At 66.7% G+C, this 21,633-nt stretch carries 14 protein-coding genes; 6 read left to right on the plus strand and 8 right to left on the minus strand.

The features are described 5' to 3' along the window. Positions 1-1,374, plus strand: coding sequence for a M20/M25/M40 family metallo-hydrolase (locus LH19_RS24835; protein ID WP_054732672.1), 1,374 nt, complete (start codon positions 1-3; stop codon positions 1,372-1,374). A gap of 12 nt (positions 1,375-1,386) precedes the next feature. Here the strand turns inward: LH19_RS24835 and LH19_RS24840 are convergent, their stop codons facing one another. After that, positions 1,387-2,286, minus strand: coding sequence for an AraC family transcriptional regulator (locus LH19_RS24840; protein ID WP_054732674.1), 900 nt, complete (start codon positions 2,284-2,286; stop codon positions 1,387-1,389). Positions 2,287-2,449: 163 nt separating this feature from the next. On the opposite strand from LH19_RS24840, the gene LH19_RS24845 reads away from it, so the two are divergent. Continuing rightward, positions 2,450-3,181, plus strand: coding sequence for an SDR family oxidoreductase (locus tag LH19_RS24845; protein WP_054734321.1), 732 nt, complete (start codon positions 2,450-2,452; stop codon positions 3,179-3,181). A gap of 25 nt (positions 3,182-3,206) precedes the next feature. Here LH19_RS24845 and LH19_RS24850 read toward each other — a convergent pair whose 3' ends face one another. Next, a complete protein-coding gene (locus LH19_RS24850) occupies positions 3,207-3,800 on the minus strand; it encodes a TetR/AcrR family transcriptional regulator (RefSeq protein ID WP_054732677.1) in 594 nt (197 codons plus the stop codon). Positions 3,801-3,833: 33 nt separating this feature from the next. Between LH19_RS24850 and LH19_RS24855 the strand changes: the two genes are divergently transcribed. From LH19_RS24855 to LH19_RS24865, 3 genes are all read left to right on the plus strand, one after another. Further along, positions 3,834-5,000: an aromatic ring-hydroxylating oxygenase subunit alpha gene (locus LH19_RS24855; RefSeq protein ID WP_054732680.1), complete on the plus strand. Its 1,167-nt coding sequence runs from the start codon at positions 3,834-3,836 to the stop codon at positions 4,998-5,000. Between the two features lie 112 nt (positions 5,001-5,112). Then, positions 5,113-6,324 carry an FAD-dependent oxidoreductase gene (locus tag LH19_RS24860; protein ID WP_054734325.1) on the plus strand — a complete coding sequence of 404 codons (1,212 nt, stop codon included), beginning with the start codon at positions 5,113-5,115 and terminating at the stop codon, positions 6,322-6,324. Next, the gene (locus LH19_RS24865; RefSeq protein WP_054732684.1) at positions 6,321-7,928 is read left to right on the plus strand and encodes a phytoene desaturase family protein; all 1,608 of its coding nucleotides are present in this window, start codon (positions 6,321-6,323) and stop codon (positions 7,926-7,928) included. Before LH19_RS24860 ends, LH19_RS24865 begins: the two co-directional genes overlap by 4 nt. A 91-nt stretch (positions 7,929-8,019) precedes the next feature. Here LH19_RS24865 and LH19_RS24870 read toward each other — a convergent pair whose 3' ends face one another. From LH19_RS24870 to LH19_RS24895, 6 genes are all read right to left on the minus strand, one after another. Beyond that, positions 8,020-9,348 carry an amino acid permease gene (locus tag LH19_RS24870; protein ID WP_054732687.1) on the minus strand — a complete coding sequence of 443 codons (1,329 nt, stop codon included), beginning with the start codon at positions 9,346-9,348 and terminating at the stop codon, positions 8,020-8,022. Between the two features lie 4 nt (positions 9,349-9,352). Continuing rightward, positions 9,353-11,842 carry a TonB-dependent receptor gene (locus LH19_RS24875; protein WP_054732690.1) on the minus strand — a complete coding sequence of 830 codons (2,490 nt, stop codon included), beginning with the start codon at positions 11,840-11,842 and terminating at the stop codon, positions 9,353-9,355. A 184-nt stretch (positions 11,843-12,026) separates the two neighbouring features. After that, positions 12,027-13,622 (minus strand): tetratricopeptide repeat-containing sulfotransferase family protein, encoded by a 1,596-nt coding sequence (locus tag LH19_RS24880; RefSeq protein ID WP_201258398.1) that lies wholly within the window; start codon positions 13,620-13,622, stop codon positions 12,027-12,029. Positions 13,623-13,626: 4 nt separating this feature from the next. Then, a complete protein-coding gene (locus LH19_RS24885; RefSeq protein WP_054732693.1) occupies positions 13,627-15,252 on the minus strand; it encodes a DsbA family protein in 1,626 nt (541 codons plus the stop codon). A 56-nt stretch (positions 15,253-15,308) separates the two neighbouring features. Further along, a complete protein-coding gene (locus tag LH19_RS24890) occupies positions 15,309-16,712 on the minus strand; it encodes a M48 family metalloprotease (protein ID WP_054734333.1) in 1,404 nt (467 codons plus the stop codon). Positions 16,713-16,916: 204 nt separating this feature from the next. After that, complete coding sequence (locus LH19_RS24895; protein WP_201258399.1) at positions 16,917-19,565, minus strand: Rne/Rng family ribonuclease; 2,649 nt, start codon at positions 19,563-19,565, stop codon at positions 16,917-16,919. Positions 19,566-20,223: 658 nt separating this feature from the next. On the opposite strand from LH19_RS24895, the gene LH19_RS24900 reads away from it, so the two are divergent. After that, positions 20,224-21,435, plus strand: coding sequence for an N-acetylmuramoyl-L-alanine amidase (locus LH19_RS24900; RefSeq protein ID WP_054732695.1), 1,212 nt, complete (start codon positions 20,224-20,226; stop codon positions 21,433-21,435). Positions 21,436-21,633 lie beyond the last annotated feature (198 nt).

Genomic DNA, 21,633 nt, shown 5'->3' on the forward strand with positions numbered 1-21,633 from the left:
ATGCGCAACCTTCCTGCCTCCATCGCCCTCGCCGCCGCCCTGCTGGCCGCCGCGCCCGTCCACGCCAAGCCCGCCGAAACCGAAACGGCGAAAAAGATATTGAAGGACAGCATCGCGATCCCGACCGTCGAGGGCCGCGGCAAGGTGCCTGAGCTGGCGGCCTATTACGCCGGGGTGCTGAAGGCGGCGGGCTACGCCGACAGCGATATCGTGATCACTCCGATGGGCGAGACGGCGACCTTCGCTGCGACGCTTCAGGGCACGGGCAAGGGCAAGCCGATCGTGCTGCTCGGCCATATGGACGTCGTCGAAGCCGACCCCAAGGACTGGGCGCGCGATCCGTTCGTGCCGGTCGAGGAGAAGGGCTATATCTTCGGCCGCGGGTCGGAGGACAACAAGTTCGACGTCTCGATGATGGTCGCGACGATGGCGCAATTGAAGCAGGATGGCTTCAAGCCGAAGCGCAGTATCATCCTGCTGCTGTCGGGCGACGAGGAAACCTCGATGACGACGACGCGCGCGCTCGCCGCCAAATACAGGGGCGCCGAATTCGCGCTCAATGGCGACGGCGGCGGCGGGCTGATCGGCGAGGACGGCAAGCCCCAATATTACGGGCTGCAGGCGGGTGAGAAGACCTATGCCGACTTCACGCTCGAAGTGACAAACCCCGGCGGCCACAGCTCGCGGCCCTCCGACACCAATGCGATCGTCCAGCTTTCGACCGCGCTCGCCAAGGTCGGCGCCTATCGCTTCACGCCGCAGCAGAATGAGCTGACCAAGGTCGGCATGCCGATCGTCGCCGATCAGGTCGGCGGCGACATCGGCGCGGCACTGAAAGCCTTTGCCGCCAATCCGGCCGATGCGAAAGCGATCGCGGCGATCCGCGCCGACCCCGAATATATCGGGCAGATCGGCACCACCTGCGTGCCCACGCTGGTCAAGGGCGGCCATGCCGAAAATGCGCTGCCGCAGCGTGCGACGGCGAACATCAACTGCCGCATCTTCCCCGGCGTGCCGGTCGAAGCGGTGCGCGCCGAGCTCGAAAAGGTCATCGCCGACCCGGCGGTCAAGGTGAACCCCGATCCCGAGGCGAGCGCCAGCGACGCGTCGCCGCTGCGTCCCGACGTCATGGCGGCGGTGACGAAGGCGGTGCATGCCCGCGCGCCCGGCCTGCCGATCATCCCGTCGATGAGCGCGGGCGCGACCGACAGCTATCATTTCCGCATGCAGGGCGTGCCAAGCTACGGCGTCGCGGGCCTCTTCTCGAAGGCGACCGACAGCTACGCCCACGGCCTCGACGAACGCGTGCCGGTCGATGCGATCGCCCCGGCGCTCGCGCATTGGGACAGCCTGCTGCGCGATCTGTCGAAATAGCAGGGGGCGCCGCTACGCCGACAAGCCGAACTCCGGCGCTGCGCGGAGCCGTGCAGCGTCGCGCAGCGGCGGCAGGCCGAAGGCGCGGCTGTAGTCGCGGTTGAACTGTGAGGGGCTGTCATAGCCGACCTGGAAACCTGCGCTCGCGGCGTCCATGGCGTCCGACACCATCAGCCGTCGCGCCTCGAGCAGGCGCAGTCGGGTGCGATATTGCAGCGGGCTGAAGCGCGTTACCTTCTTGAAATGCTCGTGAAAGGACGACGGGCTCATGCCCGCGAGCCCCGCCAGGTGGTCGATACTGAGCGTGCCGGCATAATGGTCCTTGATCCACGTCACCGCGCGGCTGACCTGGTGCAGCCGGGTGTCGGCGGTCGCAATGTGGCGGAGCATCGCGCCCTGCGGCCCGGTGAGCAGCCGGTATAATATCTCGCGCTCGGCGAGCGGCGCCAGCGCGGCAATGTCGTCCGGCGCATCGAGCAGGCGGAGCAGGCGGAGCGCCGCGTCGAGGAGGCCCGCGTCGGTGTCGCCGACCGCGATCGACGGGGCATGGTCGCTGCGCGGCACCCGCGCATCGTGCGCGAGCAGCAGTTCGCCGAGCACCGCGACATCGAGGTCGAGCTTCAGGCACAGATAGGGATCGTCGACGCTCGCATCGACGACCATGCCGCTCACCGGCAGGTCGACCGACACGACCAGAAACTGCGCGCTGTCATAGATGAAACTGGCATCGCCCAGCAGCACGCGCTTGCGGCCGCTGACCGCGAGGCACAGCGACGGTTCGTAAACGACCGGCATCGGGTGGCTCGGTTCGGAGCTACGGACAAGCGACACGCGCGGCAGCGCGCACGGGTGGATCCCGTCGGTAGGGCGATGGCGGCGCAGTATCGAACGCATTTCTGTTAGTATCGTCATGATGCCGGTCTTGCAGTGCCGTGACGCTCCCGCAAGCGTAAAGTCCGCTCTTCGGAGGATCGTATAATCATTGTGGAGGCGCGTTCTACCGCCTTCCGTCCGGGCAGGTGCAAAAGCCGGTCACCGGACGGCGCTGGGCTGTCCGCCCCCGATGGAGACGATCATGAACATCACCGACAAAGTCATCCTGATCACCGGCGCGAGCAGCGGCATCGGCGCCGCGACGGCGCGCGAACTGGCCGCGGCCGGCGCGAAGCTGCTGCTCGGCGCCCGGCGCACCGACCGGCTCGAGGCGCTTGCCGCCGAAATCGTCGCGGCGGGCGGCACTGCCGAATATCGCGCGCTCGATGTCACCAGCCGCGACGACATGCAGGCGTTCGTCGAGCACGCCGTCGCGCGTTTCGGCCGCGTCGATGTGCTCGTCAACAATGCCGGGATCATGCCGCTGTCGCCGCTGGCCGCGCTCGAAACGCAGAATTGGGACGCGATGATCGACGTCAATATCCGCGGCGTCCTCAACGGCATCGCGGCGGCGCTTCCCGGCTTTACGGCGCAGGGTTCGGGCCATTTCGTCAATGTCGCGTCGCTCGGCGCGCATTATGTCGTGCCGACCGGCGCGGTCTATTGCGCGACCAAGTTCGCGGTCTGGGCGATCACCGACGGCATCCGGCAGGAGCATCGCGACGTGCGCGCGACGATCATCTCGCCCGGCGTCGTCGAATCGGAACTTGGCCATGACATCACCGATGCGGGCAGCGCCGCCGTGATGGCCGAATTCCGCAGCGTCGCGATCACCCCTGACGCGATCGCGCGCGCGATCCGCTTCGCGGTCGAGCAGCCCGATGACGTCGACGTCAGCGAGATCATCGTGCGCCCGGTGAAGGGCAGCTTCTGACGATCTGTTCCCGGCGGCGGCGTGGCTAGTCGAGCAGCGCCGCCACCGCCTTTTCGACCATCGCCGCCGCCGCTTCCGCCCCGAAGCTGGCGGCGTCGAGCGACAGTTCGAGCCACAGCCCGTCGACCATCGCGGTCAGCATGATCGCGAGCCGTCCCGGATCGGTCGCGCCGCACGCGGTGAGCAGCTCGCCCAGCCGCTCGCGATAGCCCGCGTAACTTGCGGTGTGGATTGCTGCCATGCGCGCATCGCTGCGAGCCAGCGCCCAAAAGGCGGTCCAAGCGCCGAGCAGTTCGGGATCGGTCACCGGCGGGCGGAAGCTGGCGGTGAGATAGGCAGAGAGGCGCGCGCGCGGATCGCCGCCCGCGTCCGCGACCGCGTCCATGAAAATTGCGTCCATCCGGTCGCTCGTGGCTTGATAGGTCGCGGCGACGAGGTCGTCGATGCCGCCGAAATAATGGCGCAGCAGCCCCGGCGAAACGCCGGCCTTCGCGCAGATGGCGCGGACATTCGTCCCTGCGATGCCATGCTCGGCCAGGCACGCCGCCGTCGCCTCGATCAGGTCGGCGCGGCGGGCGTCGGCGCTTTCGCGCGTAAAGGCTTGGCGAATGGCAGTCATATTGTTATACGTACGTACAACAAGGACGGACTCATGGCAACTGCACCCCTTCATGCACCGAATTTCGACCCGCAAGACGGCTGGTCGCTCCCCGCGTGGACATACAGCGATCCCGACTTTTACGCAGTCGAAATGGAACGGATCTTCCGCCCGAGCTGGCAGGTCGTCTGTCACGACAGCGATATCCCGAACGTCGGCGACTGGCACAGCATCGACTATTGCGGCGAAAGCGTCATTCTGGTGCGCGGCACCGATCGGGCGGTGCGCGCCTTCACCAATGTCTGCCGCCACCGCGGCTCGCGGCTCGTCGACGGAGCCGCCGGCTGCGCGAAGAAGCTCGTCTGCCCCTATCACGCCTGGACCTACGAACTCGACGGCCGGCTGACCGGAGTGCCCGATTCGGCGAGCTACCCGACGCTCGACAAGGGCAAAGCGGGGCTCGTTCCCGTCGGGCTCGAACAATGGCGCGGCTTCTGGTTCGTGCGGCTTGAGGATGACGGTGGCCCGTCGGTCGCCGAGATGATGGCGCCTTATGAAGCGATGGTCGAACCCTATCGCTTCGAGGAGCTCGGCGCATTGGGCCGCGTCACGCTGCGCCCGCGCGAGGTCAACTGGAAGAATGTCGGCGACAATTATTCGGACGGGCTCCACATCCCCGTCGCGCATCCCGGGCTGACGCGGCTGTTCGGCAAAAGCTATGGCGTCGAGGCCGAGGACCGCGTCGACCGCATGTGGGGCGATCTGATCGACCGCCCGTCGGTCAACTGGTCCGAGCGCATGTACCAGCGGCTGTTGCCGCCGGTGCCGCACCTGCCCGCCGACCGGCAGCGCCACTGGCTCTATTTCAAGCTGTGGCCGAACGTCGCCTTCGATATCTATCCCGATCAGGTCGACTTCATGCAGTGGCTGCCGACCGGGCCGACGACCTGCCTGATCCGCGAAATTTCCTATGTGCTGCCCGACGAGCGCCGCGAGATGCGCGCCGCGCGCTACCTCAACTGGCGGATCAACCGGCAGGTCAATGCCGAGGACACCGAGCTGATTACCCGCGTCCAGCAGGGAATGCAGTCGAAGAGCTTCACCATGGGGCCGCTCAGCGACAAGGAAGTGTGCCTCAAGCATTTCTGTTCGCGGATGCGCGATATCATTCCCGAGGCGCGGCTGGAGTACGCGCCGCCAGCGGGGTGGAGCCGCGCTTGAACGCCGCCTTTTTCCCGTTCGCATCGAGCGAAGTCGAGATGCCCATCGTGAGCGCACGGTCTCACGGTGTCTCGACTTCGCTCGACACGAACGAAGAATAGAGGTGGTCGATATGCCTCCAGTCATCATCGTCGGCGGCGGACCCGCCGGCATGGTTGCGGGCCTGCTCCTCGCGCGCGCCGGGGTGCGCGTGACGCTACTCGAAAAGCATGCCGATTTCCTCCGCGACTTCCGCGGCGACACGGTGCATCCCTCGACCCTCGAACTGTTCAACGAGATCGGGCTGCTCGAAGAGCTGCTGAAAGAGCCGCACGCCGCGATCGACACGATGACGCTCAACCTGCTCGGAGGGCGGTACACCATCGCGACGATGAAGCACCTTCCCGTCGCGGCGCGCTTCGTGGCGATGATGCCGCAATGGGATCTGCTCGATTTCATCGCGGGGCAGGGAAAACGCTACCCGACCTTCGATCTCCGCATGTCGACCGAGGCGACCGGGCTGACCTATGACGCGGCGAACCGCGTCAGCGGGGTGACGCTGGCGAGCGGCGAAGCGCTGGCCGCGCGGCTGGTCATCGCCGCGGACGGCCGCCGTTCGGTGCTGCGCGATGCCGCCGAACTGCCGCTCGAGGACCTTGGCGCGCCGATGGATGTGCTCTGGTTCCGCATCCCGGTGCCCGCGGGCATGGACATGTCCGAAGTCGCGCTCGGCACGATCGACAAGGGCGGGATGGTGGTTGCGATCCCGCGCGGCGATTATTGGCAATGCGCGCAGATCATCGAGAAAGGCGGTTTTGCGCCGATCGAGGCGGCGGGGATCGCGGCCTTTCGCGACCGGATCGTCGCGATCGCGCCGGGTCTTGCCGCCGGGATTGACGCGATTCGGAGCTTCGATGACGTCAAGCTGCTCTCGGTCGCGCTCGACCGGCTCACCCGCTGGTCGCGCCCGGGCCTGCTCGCGATCGGCGACGCCGCGCATGCGATGTCGCCGGTCGGGGGCGTCGGCATCAACCTTGCGGTGCAGGATGCGGTCGCGGCGGCGAATATCCTCGCCGCGCCGCTTGCCGCCGGTGCCGACCCCGATCCGCTGCTCGCCAAGGTGCAGGACCGCCGCTGGACGCCGACGACGCGGATGCAGGCGATCCAGCGTTTCGCGCACCAGCGTGTGATCGAGCCGATGCTGCGCGGCGAAATCACCCGCGTGCCGTTCGCGGTCCGCCTGCTCGATGCCATCCCGCTGCTGCGCCGTATTCCGGGCCGTATTCTCGGTCTCGGCTTCGGCCGCCAGCATGTTCAATCCCCGCTTGCGAAAGACTTCCAATGACCAAAGCCTATGACGCCCTGATTATCGGCGCCGGCCACAACGGCCTCGTCTGTGCCTTCTATCTCGCCAGGGCGGGGCTGAAGGTGCGCATCGTCGAGGCGCGCGACGTCGTCGGCGGCGCTGCGGTGACCGAGGAATTCGCGCCGGGCTTCCGCAATTCGGTCGCCAGCTACACGGTCAGCCTGCTCCAGCCGAAGGTGATCGCCGACATGAAGCTCGCCGATCACGGCTATCGCGTCATCGAGCGCCCGATCAGCAACTTCCTGCCGCAGGAGGATGGCGGCTATCTGAAACTCGGCGGCGGGCTCGAACGGACGCAGGCCGAGTTCCGCAAATTCTCGGCCCGCGACGCCGAGGTGCTGCCGCAATATTATGACGCGCTCGAAAATGTCGCCGAACTGCTCCGCGACCTCGCGCTCCGCGTTCCGCCCAACGTCGGCGAGGGTCTCCGTACGCTTCTCGACGGCGCGCGGCAGGGGCGGCGCTTCGCGACGCTCAGCCTCGAACAGCAGCGCGACGTGCTCGACCTGTTCACCAAATCGGCGCGGACGATGCTCGATAGCTGGTTCGAGAGCGAAGCGGTCAAGGCGGCCTTCGGTTTCGACGCCGTCGTCGGCAATTACGCCAGCCCCGACACCCCGGGCAGCGCCTATGTCCTGCTCCACCACGTCTTCGGCGAAGTGAACGGCAAAAAGGGCGCGTGGGGTCACAGCGTCGGCGGCATGGGCAAGATCACCGAAATCATGGCGAAGGTCTGCCGCGATATGGGGGTCGAGATCAGCCTCGAAAGCCCGGTCGCCAAGGTGCTCGTCGACGGCGGCAAGGCGGTCGGGGTCAAACTGGTTGGCGGCGAGGAAATCGCAGCGGCGCGGGTGATCGCCAACGTCGGGCCGAAACTGCTCTACGAACGGATGATGGACGCGAGCGACCTGCCCGCCGGTTTCGAACGCCGGATCAAGGGCTTCAAGGCGGGCAGCGGCACCTTCCGCATGAACGTTGCGCTGTCGGAACTGCCGAAGTTCACTTGCCTTCCCGAACCCGGCGAGCATCACCAGTCGGGGATCATCCTCGCGCCGACGCTCGACTATATGGACCGCGCCTTCCTCGACGCAAAGCAGTACGGCTGGTCGAAGGCGCCGATCGTCGAGATGCTGATCCCCTCGACCGTCGACGACAGCCTCGCGCCTGAGGGTTGCCATGTCGCCAGCCTCTTCTGCCAGCAGTTCGCGCCCGAACTGCCGGGCGGACGCGACTGGGACAATGAGGAAGAGGCGGCGGCCGATGCGATCATCGATACCGTCGAAAAACATGCGCCGGGCTTCCGCGCCAGCATCGTCGGCCAGACGCGCCTGTCGCCCAAAGGTCTCGAACGCAAGTTCGGCCTCGTCGGCGGCGACATCATGCACGGCAATATGAGCCTCGACCAGCTTTGGGCGGCGCGCCCCGTGCTTGGCAACGGCGGCTATCGCGGGCCGGTGAAGGGCCTCTATATGTGCGGCGCGGGCACTCACCCCGGCGGCGGCGTGACCGGCGCGCCGGGGCATAATGCGGCGACGGTGATCCTACGCGACCGGGGCCTCTTCGCGCCCAAATGGCGCGTCTGATCCAAACCGGTCGGTTGGGGTGTCGCGGGGGCGGCCCGGATGATCGGGGGACTCGGCACCTGCAATCGCCGGATCATGTGGCGGGAGGTTTTCAGCCGGCGGCGCGGTGTCCGCGCTGCATTGCGAGATAGATGGGAAGTCCTGCGACGGTCATCGCCAGACTGTACAGCGTCGGCTCCAGTCCCGCGCCGTAAAAGGCCCAGCAGACATAGATTATCCCCGCCAGCGTCAGCAGAACGAACGCCGGCGACATGTGGAAACGCCCTTCGTTCCGGAATTTCAGCGCCGCCAGCGCGCCGATCAGGTAGAAGATGATCGTCGTCGAGGTCGTCACCAGCATCATGAAATTGAACAGTTCGGCGAGGCCGCGGCTATAATTGGCATAGACGATGAGTGTAGCGAGCACCGCTGCGAGCAACAGGCTCCAATGCGGGACGCCGTGCCGGTTGTCGGTCCCGAAAGCGTGTGGGACCAAGCCGCGGTGCGCGAGGTCGCGCGGCAGTTCGCCGGCCAGCAGGACAAAGCCGTTGAGCGCGCCGAGCGCTGCGATGGCCGCCAGGACGGCGGCGGCGGTGCCTGCCTCGGGGCCGATGAAATGGCTGAAAAAAGTGGGGAAGGGCGCGATCGATGCGGCGACCACGTCCGACGGGAGCAGCATCGTGACCGCGGTGCAGGCGAGCAGATAGAGCAGGCCCGTCGCGACCATGCCGATCATCGTCGCCCGCGGCACGGTACGCTCGGGATCCGATACCCGGTCGCCAGCCGCCAGCGCGCTTTCAAAGCCCAATAGTGCGAACAATGTGAAGGTCGCGGCATGGCCGATGCCCGCCAGGCTGACCGGCTCGGTGCCCTGCATCGACGGCAATGCGCTGTCTCCCGCCGCCAGCCACCACAGCGCGATGGCGATCGCGCCGAACAGCAGCAGCAGTTTCAGGATCAGCGTCACGACTTGCATCCCGCCCGCCTTGCGGACGCCGAGCAGGTTGACGAAGGTGAAGAACCACACGAAGGCGATCGCGAGCAGCGCCGCTGCCGACCCGCCGCCGTTCAGCGACGGATAGATGATCGCAAGGTTGCGGACGGCCGCGACCGCCAGCGTCGCGTTGGTCACCCAGCAACTGATCCAAAAGCTCCAGGCCACGACAAAACCCGTCGCGGGGCCGAACGCCGCCGCCGCATAGGTGTAGGCACCGCAGCCCCCCGGCAGATATCGCGCGAGGCGTGCGAAGACCAGCGCGAGGCACAGCGTGCCCCCGATGGTTGCGAGCCAGCCGAGCGCGGCATTCCAGCCGAGCGGTGCCAGCGAGCTGGGCAGCAGGAAGACGCCCGAGCCGATCATGTTGCCCATGACCAGCGCAACGCACATCAAAAGGCCGAGCTTTTCGCCCGGCCTTTCGCTGTTGGTGACGGTGGAACTCACCCGATCAGAACTTGGCGCCCAGCCGCGCCCCGAAGGTCTGGGGCGTGCTCACCAGAACCTGCGGCCTGCCGTCGCACTGGCCGCAGTTCGAATAGCGCGCCAGTTCGGCGCGTTCGTCGAAGGCGTTCTGCAGGAACAGCTCGAAGCTGTACATGCTCCAGTCGAAGCCGACCGCGAAGTCGACCGTCGTCGACCCCTTGATCCGGCCGAGCGCATTCGCCGTCGCGACGCGGATGTCGGGGGTCGCCGAGCTGCGATGCGCGATCACCGATTGCAGGTGCAATTCGCCCGGTCCGACCGGGAAGGCATAGCGCACCGTTGCGTTGCCGTTGAATTTCGGCGTCACCGGCAGCCGCGTTCCCGCCGGGGCGGCAATCGAGTTGCCGGCATCGGTGCATTGGTAGGTCGGATCGTCGATGTCGCAGAGATTATTCTTGGTCTTGGCATCGGTGTAGGAGGCCGCAGCGGTGATCGTCAGGCCTTGGGTCGGCCGGATATTGACGTCGGCCTCGACGCCGCGAATGCGGGCATTCGGTCCGTTGTGGATTTCGGTGAAGCTGTTTTCGCCGAGGAAGGAGAACTGGAACCGCTTCCATTCCTGCTGGTAGATGGCGGCGTTGAACCGCACCAGCCCGTCGGCGAGCGTCGATTTGAAGCCGATCTCGTAATTGGTCAGGAAGTCGGCGGCATAGGGCGCGATCGTCGAGCGGCGGTTGATCCCGCCGGGGCGGAAACCGCGCGACCAGGTGCCATAGACCATCAGGTCGTCGTTGGGCTTCCACGTCAGGTTGAGCCGGTGGGTGAAGCCCGTGTCCTTCGTCCGCTTGGGGACCAGCTTGCCATCCACATAGTCGGCAAGGTTGGTGCACGGCCCGCCGGGAACGACGGCCGGGAGCAGCTCGCGCGAACTGCTATAGGTGTCGGTGTCGCGGTCGTAGAGGCGCTCGCCTGCCGTGGTGTAGCATTGCGCCACGCCCGTCCGGTTGCTGCCCGCGGCGTTGGGCGGCGAATCCTCGAAACCGTTGCCGGGATTGCGGCCGAAACCGAAGAAGCCGATCAGGCTGTTGTCGAACTTGTAATAGCGGCCGCCGCCGGTCAGCGTGACCGTCGGGGTGATGTCGAAGCTCGCCTCGCCGAACGCGGCATAGTCGCGATCGACGCGCTTTTGCAGGGTCAGCCACAGTGTGCCGGGGCGGCCGTTGACCGACAGGTCGTCGGCAAGGCCGGGAATCTTGTAATCCTGGAAAATCCGGTTGCTCTGGCGCTGGTAGAACAGCCCGGCGACGACGCGGAAACGTTCGTCCTGCGGCGACGAAATGCGCAGTTCCTGGCTCAGCTTGCGGAAATGGTCGGTGCCGATGATGAACTGGCGCGGGTCGATGGTGTTGCCGGCATTATCCTGAATATAGAAATAGCCGGCTAGCCCGCCGTAATCGGCATAAAGCGCGTCATAGGCTTCCGAATAATCGGTGTAATCGTTGATCTGATACGCTTTGCGGTCGAGATAGGCGCCCGCGTAGGTCAGATCGAAATTGCCGATCTTGCCCTCGATCGTCAGCGCCGCCTGGATGAACTTGTCGGTGCGCTTGTCGGGATAGAAGCGCTGCGTCTGCAAATCGCCGACGCGCGGATCCTGTGCGAAGGTGCCGTTGCTCTTCTGCTTCTGGTACAGAACCGTCGGCGTCACGGTCCAGTTGTCGTCGAGATCGACCTTGAGCGCGGCGCGGCCGCCATAGATTTCGGCGTCGTTGAAATTCTTTTTGACGAAATCGTCGTTGTCCACCGTGATCCCGCCGGGATCCGGCAGGAACGAGCGGGTGCCGGGCACATTGTCGATATAGCCGGCGTCCTTCTGGTACCAGCCGACGATACGCACCGCCGCCATCTCGCTGATCGGCGCGTTGATCATGCCCTCGAGCCGGCCGCCCATGCCGCCGCTCTTGACCGTGTTGAGTTCGCCGTCGACGCGGCCTTCGAAGCCCGAGGTGTCGGGCTTGTTGGTGATGATGCGGATCGTCCCCGCCTGCGACGAGGCGCCGTAAAGCGTGCCCTGCGGCCCCGCGAGCGATTCGATGCGCGCGATGTCATAGACATGGACGTCGAGCGTGCCGCCGATCGTCGTTACCGGCTGTTCGTCGAGATAGACGCCGACGCTGGGCAGCGAGCCCGAATGGTTGCCGTCGCCGCCGCTCGCGACGCCGCGCATATAGACGGTGGTGACCCCCGGCTGGCTAGACTGGAAGGAGACGCTGGGCAGAAGTTTCGAGAAGTCCTGGAAATTGGCGACGTTGAGCTGGTCGAGCTTGCGCGTTCCGAGCGCCTGGATGCTGATCGGCACATCCTGAAGATTTTCCTCGCGCTTCTGCGCGGTGACGACGATTTCGTCGTCATTGCCGGTATCGGCGGCCTCCTGCGCCAGCAGCGGCGTGGACGCCAGGACGCTGCTGGACAGCGAAGCCAAGAGCAAAGCGCGGCATGAAAAACGTACCGACATAATATCCCCCTGTTGACCGCGCGCCGATGGTCCAGCGTCGCGACGGAGGCGAGGTTTCACCTATTTCGGGCCGTCGTCAATCGACGCTGAAGGTCCGGACGGAGGGCGCGGGCGGTTTCCGGTGCAACTATGACAAAATTGCCACAATCGGTGCCGATACCCTGCGTTGACGAAAGCAAAGGCGTCAGGGCGCGTCCGGATAGTGCGCGAGGACGGGCCCCAGCGCATCTTTCAAAGGCTGGAGCCAGGGCTCCATCGCCCGCCATTGCCCGACGCCGTCGCTGTTGATCGGCCGCCGCACCTGTTCCGAGCTCGCGGTGCGCACCGCACGCGCGTTGGTATGGAACTGCAGGCACGCCTCCTCGAAGGGGAGGTCCAGATAGGCGAGCAGCGCGCGCACTTGGCCTTCGAGGTCTTCGATCAGCCGTTCGTGGATGACGCGGTGGATGCGCCGGGGCAGCACGGCGTCGAAATGACCCGCCAGATCGACATAGTCGGCATAATAGCGCCCCATGTCGGTCAGGCTGTAACTGAACGCCTGACCGCGCGCGAAATGCTGTTTGAAGTTCGAAAAACAGCAATCCATCGGGTGGCGGCGCGCGTCGATGATCTTCGCATTCGGCAGGATCAGGTGGATGAAGCCGATGTGCAGCCAGTTGTTCGGCAGCTTGTCGATATAGAAGGGCTTGCCGCTTTTGCGCTGGACCTGCGTGTCGCGCAGATATTCCTCGCCCAGCGCGCGCGCGTCGGCCGCCGACAGCCTGGCGATCCCGCCGGCGTTGCGCGCCTTCATCGCGAGCTTGGGAATGTCGGGCAACTCCATCGTGCCTTCGACCAGTGAATGGCTCGCCAATATCTGTTCGATCAGCGTCGATCCGGCGCGCGGCATGCCGACGATGAAGATCGGATCGGGCGCCTCGGCGCCGAAGTCGCGGCGCGCCGCAAAGAAATCGGGGGAATAGAGCGCCTTGCCATGGTCGACTGCGGCGCGCGTCTGGTCGGCGTCATAGTCGATCAGCGCCTTTCGCAGCGCATTGCCCTCGGCATAGTGGCGAAATGCCGCTTCGGCCTGCTTGCGGTCCTCGTGCGCCTTGCCGAGCGCGAAATGGAGATGGAAGCGGTCCTCGGCGGCGAGATCGTCGCGGGCGAGCGCGGCCAGCATCGCCGCGACGTCGGCATCGTCGAAGGCGACGGTCTTGAGGTTGGCGAGGCTCCACCAGACCTCGCCGAGCGCGGGCGCCAGCGCCAGCGCGCGGCGATAGGCGGCGACCGCGTCGGCCTGCCGCCCGACCGTCTTCAGCATATGTGCGTAGGACATCCAGATTTTCGGCTGCCGGCCGACGGTGCCGAGGATCTGCTCATAAAGTTCGAGCGCCTCGTCGAATTCGCCGACGCGTCCCAGCGCCGCGGCCTTGAGATTGGCATTGCCGAGATTGCCCGGATCGACGCGTTGCAGATGCTCGAGCTCCGCGACCGCTTCGGCCGAACGGCCTTGGCGGTGGAGCACCGTGGCAAGGTTCGAGCGCGCGGCGAGGAAATCGGGAGCGATTTCGAGCGCCCGCCTGAGCAGATTTTCGGCGTCGCGATAGCGTTCGATCCGGCCCGCGAGTTCGGCAAGCATTCGGATCGCGGCGACGTCGAACGGGTCCTGCTTCAACCGCGCCTTCAGCACCGGCTCGGCGTCGTGGAGCCGCCCCTCGTACAGTGCGAGGGCGGCCTCCAGCAGTTCGGGATCGGCCTGCCCCCGCGCGATCGATCGCTGCGCCGGGTCTAATGTCATGCGTTCAGCTCTTCGCCTTGCGCGCCTTGGCGATCGCCTGCCGCAGCGCATCATAGCCGACCTGGCCCTGGAAAAGCTGGTCGCCGACCACCCATGTCGGGGTGGCGTTGAGCTGGAGCTGCGTTGCGATCGCGAGGTTGCTGTCGAGTTCGCGCTGGAACAGCGCCTCGTTCGCGGTCGCGTCGGCGCTGCCGTCGGTGACCACGCCGACCTTTTCGGCGGCCGCCGCGATCGCCGCCTTGTCGAGCGACGGGCTGGCGAACATCGCGTGGTGGAAGGCGTCATATTTGCCCTGCCGCGCCGCGGCGAGCGCCATCAGCGCCGCGTCGCGGCTTTGCGGCGCGATGATCGGCAGTTCGCGGAAGACGACCTTCAGCCTCTTGTCCTCGCGGATCAGCCGGTCGACGTCGGGCACGCTCGCGCGGCAGAAACCGCAGGCATAATCGGTGAACACGACGAGGGTGACGTCGCCATTGGCATTGCCCGCCCATGCGCCGGCATAAGGCTTTTCGAGCGCCGGGCGGATCGCGTCGACCGCCTTGGCCACTTCGCGGCCGCGCTGCGCTTCGAGCGCTTCGGGAATGATCTGCGGGTTCGCCTTGATATAGTCGGCAACGATCGTTTCGACCTCGCTCTTGCCCAGTCCGCCGCCGAAGCGGCCGCCGAGCCAGAAGGCGAAGGCGAGGAGGACGATGCCCGCCAGCGCGACAAGTCCCGTCCGCCCGGACACTCCATCCATTCCCGTCCCCCTGACTTGCGGCAATTTCGATGCCGCCATCGCCTTGCTGGCCGCCGGTTTCGCGGCGGGCCGCACATGCGGCGTGCGGTCGTCGGCGTCGGGCGCCGCGGCCGCGCTTTTGACGTCCTTCGCCAGTGCCGGCGCGGGCGCCAGCGCCGGTTCGCTGGCGAACAGCGGCAGGTCGGGGGCAGCCGGCGCCGCGGGTTCGGCGGCACGCGCCGCAGCTTCTTCGCGGGCGAGCAATTGTTCGAGCCCCGACGGCGGCGGCGCGGGTTCTTCGCGCGGGGCGGGGCGGAGCTTGGTCGCGGCTTCGCCGATGCTGCCGATGAGGCTTTCGCTGCCCGCCTTCGCGGCCTGCTCGATCCCGGCCTTGGTCTTGCCCGCGACCTCGCCGAGTCCGCGCCCGGCGTCGCTCGACATTTTGGCGACCTTTTCGCCGAGCGCCATCTTCTGCCACGCTTGGCTGCTGGTATCGGCCGTCGCGCGCGCGGCGCGCGCCGAGCCCTTGCCGATCGCGCGGGCGGTGCGCCCGGCGGCGCGTCCGCTGCGCTCCGCCAGTTCGCGCGAGCGGCGCGGGATTTCCATCGCCTCGACGCGCGCCGGGATGTCGGCGCGGTCGCCGACGCGGATCGTCCAGTCGGCAAAGGCGCCTGCGCCGGTGCGGATCGCCTGCCACAGGCTCGCGGCGCCGGCTTTCAGATGATCGGCGGTCGCGGCCTCGCGCGCCGGACGCTCGCGGGCCGGATATTGCGTCAGGTCGATGCCGACCGGCGGCACGTCCTTCGGCTTTGCGAGGCCGGCGTCGGGCTCGGGCGGCGCGCCGTGCGGCGCGGCACCCGGCGCCGGGTCGCGCAGCCACGGCTGGTAATAATCATCCTTCTTGTCAGTCACTTGTCGCCCTTATGCATCGCGTTTCGCGATGCTTTCCCTATCTTCCTTGCCCGAATCTAACGCCGTTTGCGCTCGCGTTCCACCTCGGCGCGAGCGACCAGCGAAATATCCTGTGCACGAATCCAGTCGGACGAACCCTCGGGCAGGCCCTGCAACGCGGTCTCGGCATTACGCAGCGCAAGCGCCGCCTGTCCACCCTCAAGCTGATAGCGTTCCGCCGAGGCGAGCGCGGCGCGCGCCTGATCGCCCTTGTTCGCATAGACGATGCCGAGCTGGTACCAGGCGAAGGGATTCTGGTTGTCGAGCGCGACCGCGGTCCGCAGCACCTGTTCGGCCTCGGCATAGTTGGCGGGGTCTTCGGTCGCGATCAGCGCATGGCCGAGCGTCGCGCTGATCAGCGGCTGCGAGCGCGAATTTTTGACCGCCTTGCGCAGCGCCGGGATCGCTTCCTTGGGATGCCCCGATTCCAGCAGCACCTGCCCTTCGAGTTCGAGGAAATAGGGGTCCTCGGGGTTCGTCGCGAGCAGGCCCTCGACCTCGCCGAGCGCCTTTTGCGGATAGGCGCTCTTGTGCCAGGCATAAGCGCGGGCATAGCGCGCCGGGATGCTGGTGTTGGTTTCGGGGAATTTGCGCAGCGTCCGGTCGGGGTCGGCGATATAGCCCGAAAGCTTCGCCTTGATCCGCTGGAAGCGCGCCTCGATCCGCGGGTCCGCGGGCTTCTCCCACGCGGGATCGATCACATAGACTTCGCGCAGCGTCTGGATGCGGTCGCCCGACATCGGGTGGGTGCGGCCATAGGCCTGATCGTCGTCCTGTTTGACCCCGTAGCGGAACTCGAGGTTCTGGAGCTTCTTGAAAAAGGCGAGGCTGCCGCGCCCGCTGATCCCGGCTTTCGACAGATATTGCGCGCCGGCGGCATCGGCGGTGGATTCCTGAACGCGGGTGAAGGCGAGGAACTTGCCGAGCGCGGCCTGCTGCCCTGCCATCATGATTCCCATGCCCGCCTCGCCACCGCCGGCGGCGATCGCGGCGGCGCCGAGCAACAGGCTGACGAGCGAGATGCCGGTTGCCGTTTTGGCGCCGTCGTTGACCCGGATCGCGTGGCCGCCCATCACATGGCCGAGCTCGTGCGCGAGCACGCCCTGCACCTCTTCGGCGCTGTCGGCGGCTTCGATCAGGCCGCTGAAGACATAGATGTCCTGACTGCCGGCGACGAAGGCGTTGATGCTGCGGTCGCCGAGCAGGTGGACGCGCACCTGTCCGCGCTGCAATCCCGCGGCGAGCAGCAGCGGGTCCATCATGTCCTGAAACAGCGCCTCGGTCTCGGCGTCGCGGAGGATCGACTGCGCCGCCGCCGGGCGCATCGCGACGGCGAACATCGCGAGCAGGGTCAGGAGGATACGGAAAAGCGGACGCCATGCGTCCGCCCGATATGCGAGGGGCGGCGGGAAAGCGGTCATCGCCGCCTGTCTTGCGCCGCGCGCCTGAACCTCGACTGAAGCCATGCCGCTATTATTGGCGGCGGGCGGGCGCGGGCGCAAGGCCAACAATATGAAGTCATCCCGGCGCAGGCCGGGATCTCAACGGTGCGTTAAACGCCAGGTCGAGATCCCGGCCTACGCCGGGATGACTATATTAGAACGGAAATCGGCGTTCTTTAATGCTCAGTTGCCGAAGGTGCGTTGCCACCAGCCGCGACGCGGTTCGCCGTCGCTGCCTTCGCCTTGCTCGTCGCCATTGGCGGCGACCGGCTCGGCTTCGCGCGCCGCGGGCGCTTCCACTGCCGCTTCGGGTGCGGCCTCGGCGGCCACTGCTTTCTTGGCGCGGCTGGCGCGCTTTTTCGGCGCGGGCTTGGCGGGTTCGGCTTCCGCCTCGGGGGCGGCTTCCGCCGTCACCTCGGCAACCGGGGCGGCGGCTTCGGCTTCAGCCGCAGCCTTGGCGGCCTCGGTTTCGGCCTTGGTCTTGCGCGGTGCGCGCTTGCGCTTCGGCTTTTCCTCGGGCGCCGGTGCCGCCTCGGCAACCGGCTCGGCGATTTCGGCTACCGTCTCGGCCGTCTCGGCTTCGGCGGCCGGTTCGGCAGCCTCGGTCTCGTCGCCCTTGGGCTTGCGTCCGCGTCCGCCACGGCGGCGGCGCGGCTTGGCCTCGGCCTCTTCGGCTTCGGCGGCGACCGGTTCTGCCTCGGTCTCGGCCGGCGCATCGGTGTCGGCCGCGTCGTCCTGCGTCTCGCCGTCGTCCTCGTCAGCCTGCTCGCCTTGCTCACCGGCTTCGCTGCCCTCGTCGTCGCGGCGGCCGCGACGGCCACGCCGGCGGCGGCGGCGGCGCTTGCGGCCGTCGCCCTCGTCGCCGTCCTGGCCTTCCGGCCGTTCGCGGCGCGCCGGGCGGGCCTCGGCCTGCTCCTCGTCGGCTTCGTCTTCCTCGTCCTCTTCGACGAACTCTTCGTCTTCCTCTTCCTCGATCGGGGCGATCGGGGCGAAGCTGCGGCGCGCGACCGGCGGCGGGCCGCCGACCTCGATCGCCATCCGTGCGCCTTCGGTCTCGCCGTCGGGCAGGATTTCGACATCGACGCCGTAAAGTTCCTCGATCTCGCGCAGTTCGCGGCGCTTTTCGTTGAGGAGGTAGAAGGTCGCTTCCTGGCTGGCGCGCAGGGTGATCTTGCTGCCCTTGCCGCGCGCGGCCTCTTCCTCGATCAGGCGCAGCGCGCTGAGGCCCGCCGAGCTGGCGGTGCGGACGAGGCCGGTGCCTTCGCAATGCGGGCAGGGGCGCGTCGAGGCTTCGAGCACGCCGGTGCGCAGGCGCTGGCGGCTCATCTCCATCAGGCCGAAGCCCGAGATGCGGCCGACCTGGATGCGCGCGCGGTCGTTCTTCAGCGCATCCTTCATCGCGCGCTCGACCTTGCGGACGTTCGAGCCATGATCCATGTCGATGAAGTCGATCACGACGAGCCCGGCCATGTCGCGGAGGCGAAGCTGGCGGGCGATTTCGTGCGCCGCCTCGAGGTTGGTGCTGAGCGCGGTCTGCTCGATATTATGTTCGCGCGTCGACCGGCCCGAGTTGATGTCGATCGACACCAGCGCCTCGGTCGGGTTGATCACCAGATAGCCGCCCGATTTCAACTGGACGACGGGGTTGAGCATCCCCGCAAGCTGGTCTTCGACGCCGTAGCGCTGATAGAGCGAGACCGGATCGGCATATTGCTTCACGCGCCGCGCATGGCTCGGCATCAGCAATTTCATGAACTGTTTCGCGGCCTTGTAGCCCTCGTCGCCCTCGACGAGCACTTCCTCGATATCCTTGTGATAGATGTCGCGGATCGCACGCTTGACGAGGTCGCTGTCCGAATGGATCAGCGCCGGCGCGCTCGAACCCAGCGTATTCTCGCGAATCTCGTCCCACAGGCGCGCGAGATAGTCGAAGTCGCGCTTGATCTCGACCTTGGTGCGGCTCATCCCCGCGGTGCGGACGATGCAGCCCATCGTCGGCGGCAGCGCCAGCTCGTCGATCATCGCCTTCAGCTTGCGACGATCGGCGCCGTTCGAAATCTTGCGACTGATCCCGCCGCCGTGCATCGTGTTCGGCATCAGCACGCAATAACGGCCAGCGAGCGACAGATAGGTGGTGAGCGCGGCGCCCTTGTTGCCGCGTTCTTCCTTGACGACCTGGACCAGCATCACCTGACGGCGGCGGATAACGTCCTGGATCTTGTAGCGGCGGCGCAGCGACATGCGGCTTTCGCCGTCCTCATCGTCGTTGCGGCGGCCGCGTCCGCGGCCCCGGCCGCCCTTGCGTCCGTCGCGCCCGCGGCGCTTGCGGTCGCCACGGCCTTCCTTGCCCTCGGCGCCCTCTTCGCCTTCGCCTTCCTCGCCGTCGCCATTGTCGGCGCCCTCATCCTCGTCGCCGTCGCTATCTTCGCCGATGGTTTCGGGGGCGGGGGCGTCGCCATTGTCGTCGTCATGATATTCGACGTCGGCGACGTCGCCTTCGAGCTCGTCGAGATCTTCCTCGGCGCGCTGCGCGGCGGCGGCGGCGTGCTCGGCCTCTTCGCGCAGCAGCGCGTCGCGGTCTTCCTTCGGAATCTGGTAATAATCGGGGTGGATTTCGCTGAACGCGAGGAACCCGTGGCGATTGCCGCCATATTCGACGAACGCCGCCTGCAGCGACGGTTCGACACGGGTGACCTTGGCCAGATAGATATTGCCCTTGAGCTGCTTGTGCTCGGCGGACTCGAAATCAAACTCCTCGATGCGGTTTCCCTTGGTGACGGCGACCCGGGTTTCTTCCCGGTGCCGCGCGTCGATCAACATGCGCGTGGTCATTAGTTACACTCCAAGCGCGCTTCAGCGCGCCATCAAAAAATCCCGCGAACCTCCCCGAGGGAAGGCCACGGCGGATACGGGTGAAAAGGAAAAAGACGTTATTGCCGAAAGGAGCCTGCGTCCGGTTCTGGACGCGCATGCGGTCTTCAAATCCGGCGACGGCCGGGGCGAAAGCGCCCGCGTCGGGATATGAAGAGGGCATGGCAAGCCTCATGCGGCATCAACCTGGTTAGCGGGATGAGCAGGCAGCGAAGCGAATCTGTCGTTTCACCGACCGGTCACCCGGGTGAACTGGCGGCAGGTTGCCATTCCCCGTCTGTCCGGCACCAGGGCTGCGGCGTTCCCGCATGGTCGCAGGATCGGCGCCTTTCCCCTCAAAAGGCCGGACGGAACCGGAAAGGGCACCGTGGTGGCCGTGCTAGCATCGGCATCACCGCGCCGCAACCACCACCACCCGACAAAGATGGGATCGCGGGCGACTGTTGCAATAATGCCCATGCGACAGAACATGCTGAATTGGCTCTTAACCCTGCCGGTTGACGCCGGTTTGACGCGCCTTGGCTAACGCAGGCTTCATCTTGTTGTGCGGCCGGGGGCCTGACCCGTTATGTTTAATAAGCGCTGGACCATAGCTCGCCCGCGGCGGCATAACCGTGTCATGGGCGTCGCGATTGTCCTTCTGACCATGCTGCTGAGCCCCGCGAGCGCGCTTGCGGGAACGATCGGTGCGGTCGAGATCGGCGATTCGGACGTGACGGTGCGTTTCGACGATCTTGTCGCCGGTGCATCGACCTTCATTCTCGCCGGTCCCGACCGCATCGCGCTCGATATCGCGGGCGCCCAGCCGGGCCGCGCCGGCGACGGCGCGGGTCTTGTCCGCGCGGTGCGGCAGGGTCGGCAGGAGGCCGGCACGCGCGTCGTGCTCGACCTCGCGCAGCCGGCGGTGGTGTCGGGGGCGCGCTTTGCCGCCGACGGGCGCAGCCTGACCTTTCGCCTCCGCCCGGTGTCGGCGAGCGAGTTCGAGCGCGCGGCGCGCGGCCCGCGGACCGAGTTGCAACCGCCCGCGCAGTTCCGCGCCAAGCCGCCCGAAAAGCGCTACAGCGTTACCGTCCCGATCGGCCAGCCGAAGCCGGCGCTGCCGCTGCCCGCGATTCAGGGCCCCGACAACAGCCGTCTGCCGCTCGTCGTCATCGATGCGGGGCACGGCGGGCACGATCCAGGCGCGATCAGCCCGCACAGCGGCAAGCGCGAGAAGGACATCACGCTCGCGCTCGCCCGCGCGATCCGCGACGATCTGATCGCCAGCGGGCGCGTCCGCGTCGCGCTGACGCGGTCCGACGACCGCTATCTGGTGCTCGAAGAACGTTATGGCATTGCGCGGCGGCTGAAGGCCGATCTGTTCATTTCGGTCCACGCCGACGCTGCCGAGAATCAGGAAGCGCGCGGCGCGTCGGTCTATACTTTGTCCGAAGTCGCCTCCGACCGCGAAGCGGCGCGGCTCGCGGCGCGCGAGAACAAGGCCAATATCATCAACGGCGTCGATCTCGGCGCACACAGCAGCGACGTGTCGTCGATCCTCCTCGACCTGACGCAGCGCGAGACGATGAATGTCGCCTCCGACTTCGCCCGCCTGCTCCAGCGCGAGGCGGCGGACGACGTCAAATTCCGTTCGACCGCGCACCGCTTCGCCTCCTTCGTGGTGCTGAAGGCGCCCGACACGCCGTCGGTGCTGTTCGAGACGGGGTTCATCTCGAACAAGGACGATTCCGAATTTCTGGCATCGTCGGCGGGCCAGAAAAAGGTCGCGCGCGGCGTGCGCGACGCGGTGCAGATCCATTTCGCCCGCCAGATCGCGTCGCTGGGGCGCTGACGTCTGGGTGGGGTGGTTTCCTGACCGTCCTCTATTCCCGTTCGTGTCGAGCGAAGTCGAGACACCCATCAAGGTTGCGCCTGGCCGAGGGGCATCTCGACTTCGCTCGATGCGAGCGGGAATGGGGTAGAGCGGAACGTCCGCTTCCGGCCGAAACCCGACATCAGCGATAAAATATAGTCTTGACTATCTTTGTTC

The sequence above is a fragment of the Sphingopyxis macrogoltabida genome (genome assembly GCF_001314325.1).
Classification (GTDB): domain Bacteria; phylum Pseudomonadota; class Alphaproteobacteria; order Sphingomonadales; family Sphingomonadaceae; genus Sphingopyxis; species Sphingopyxis macrogoltabida.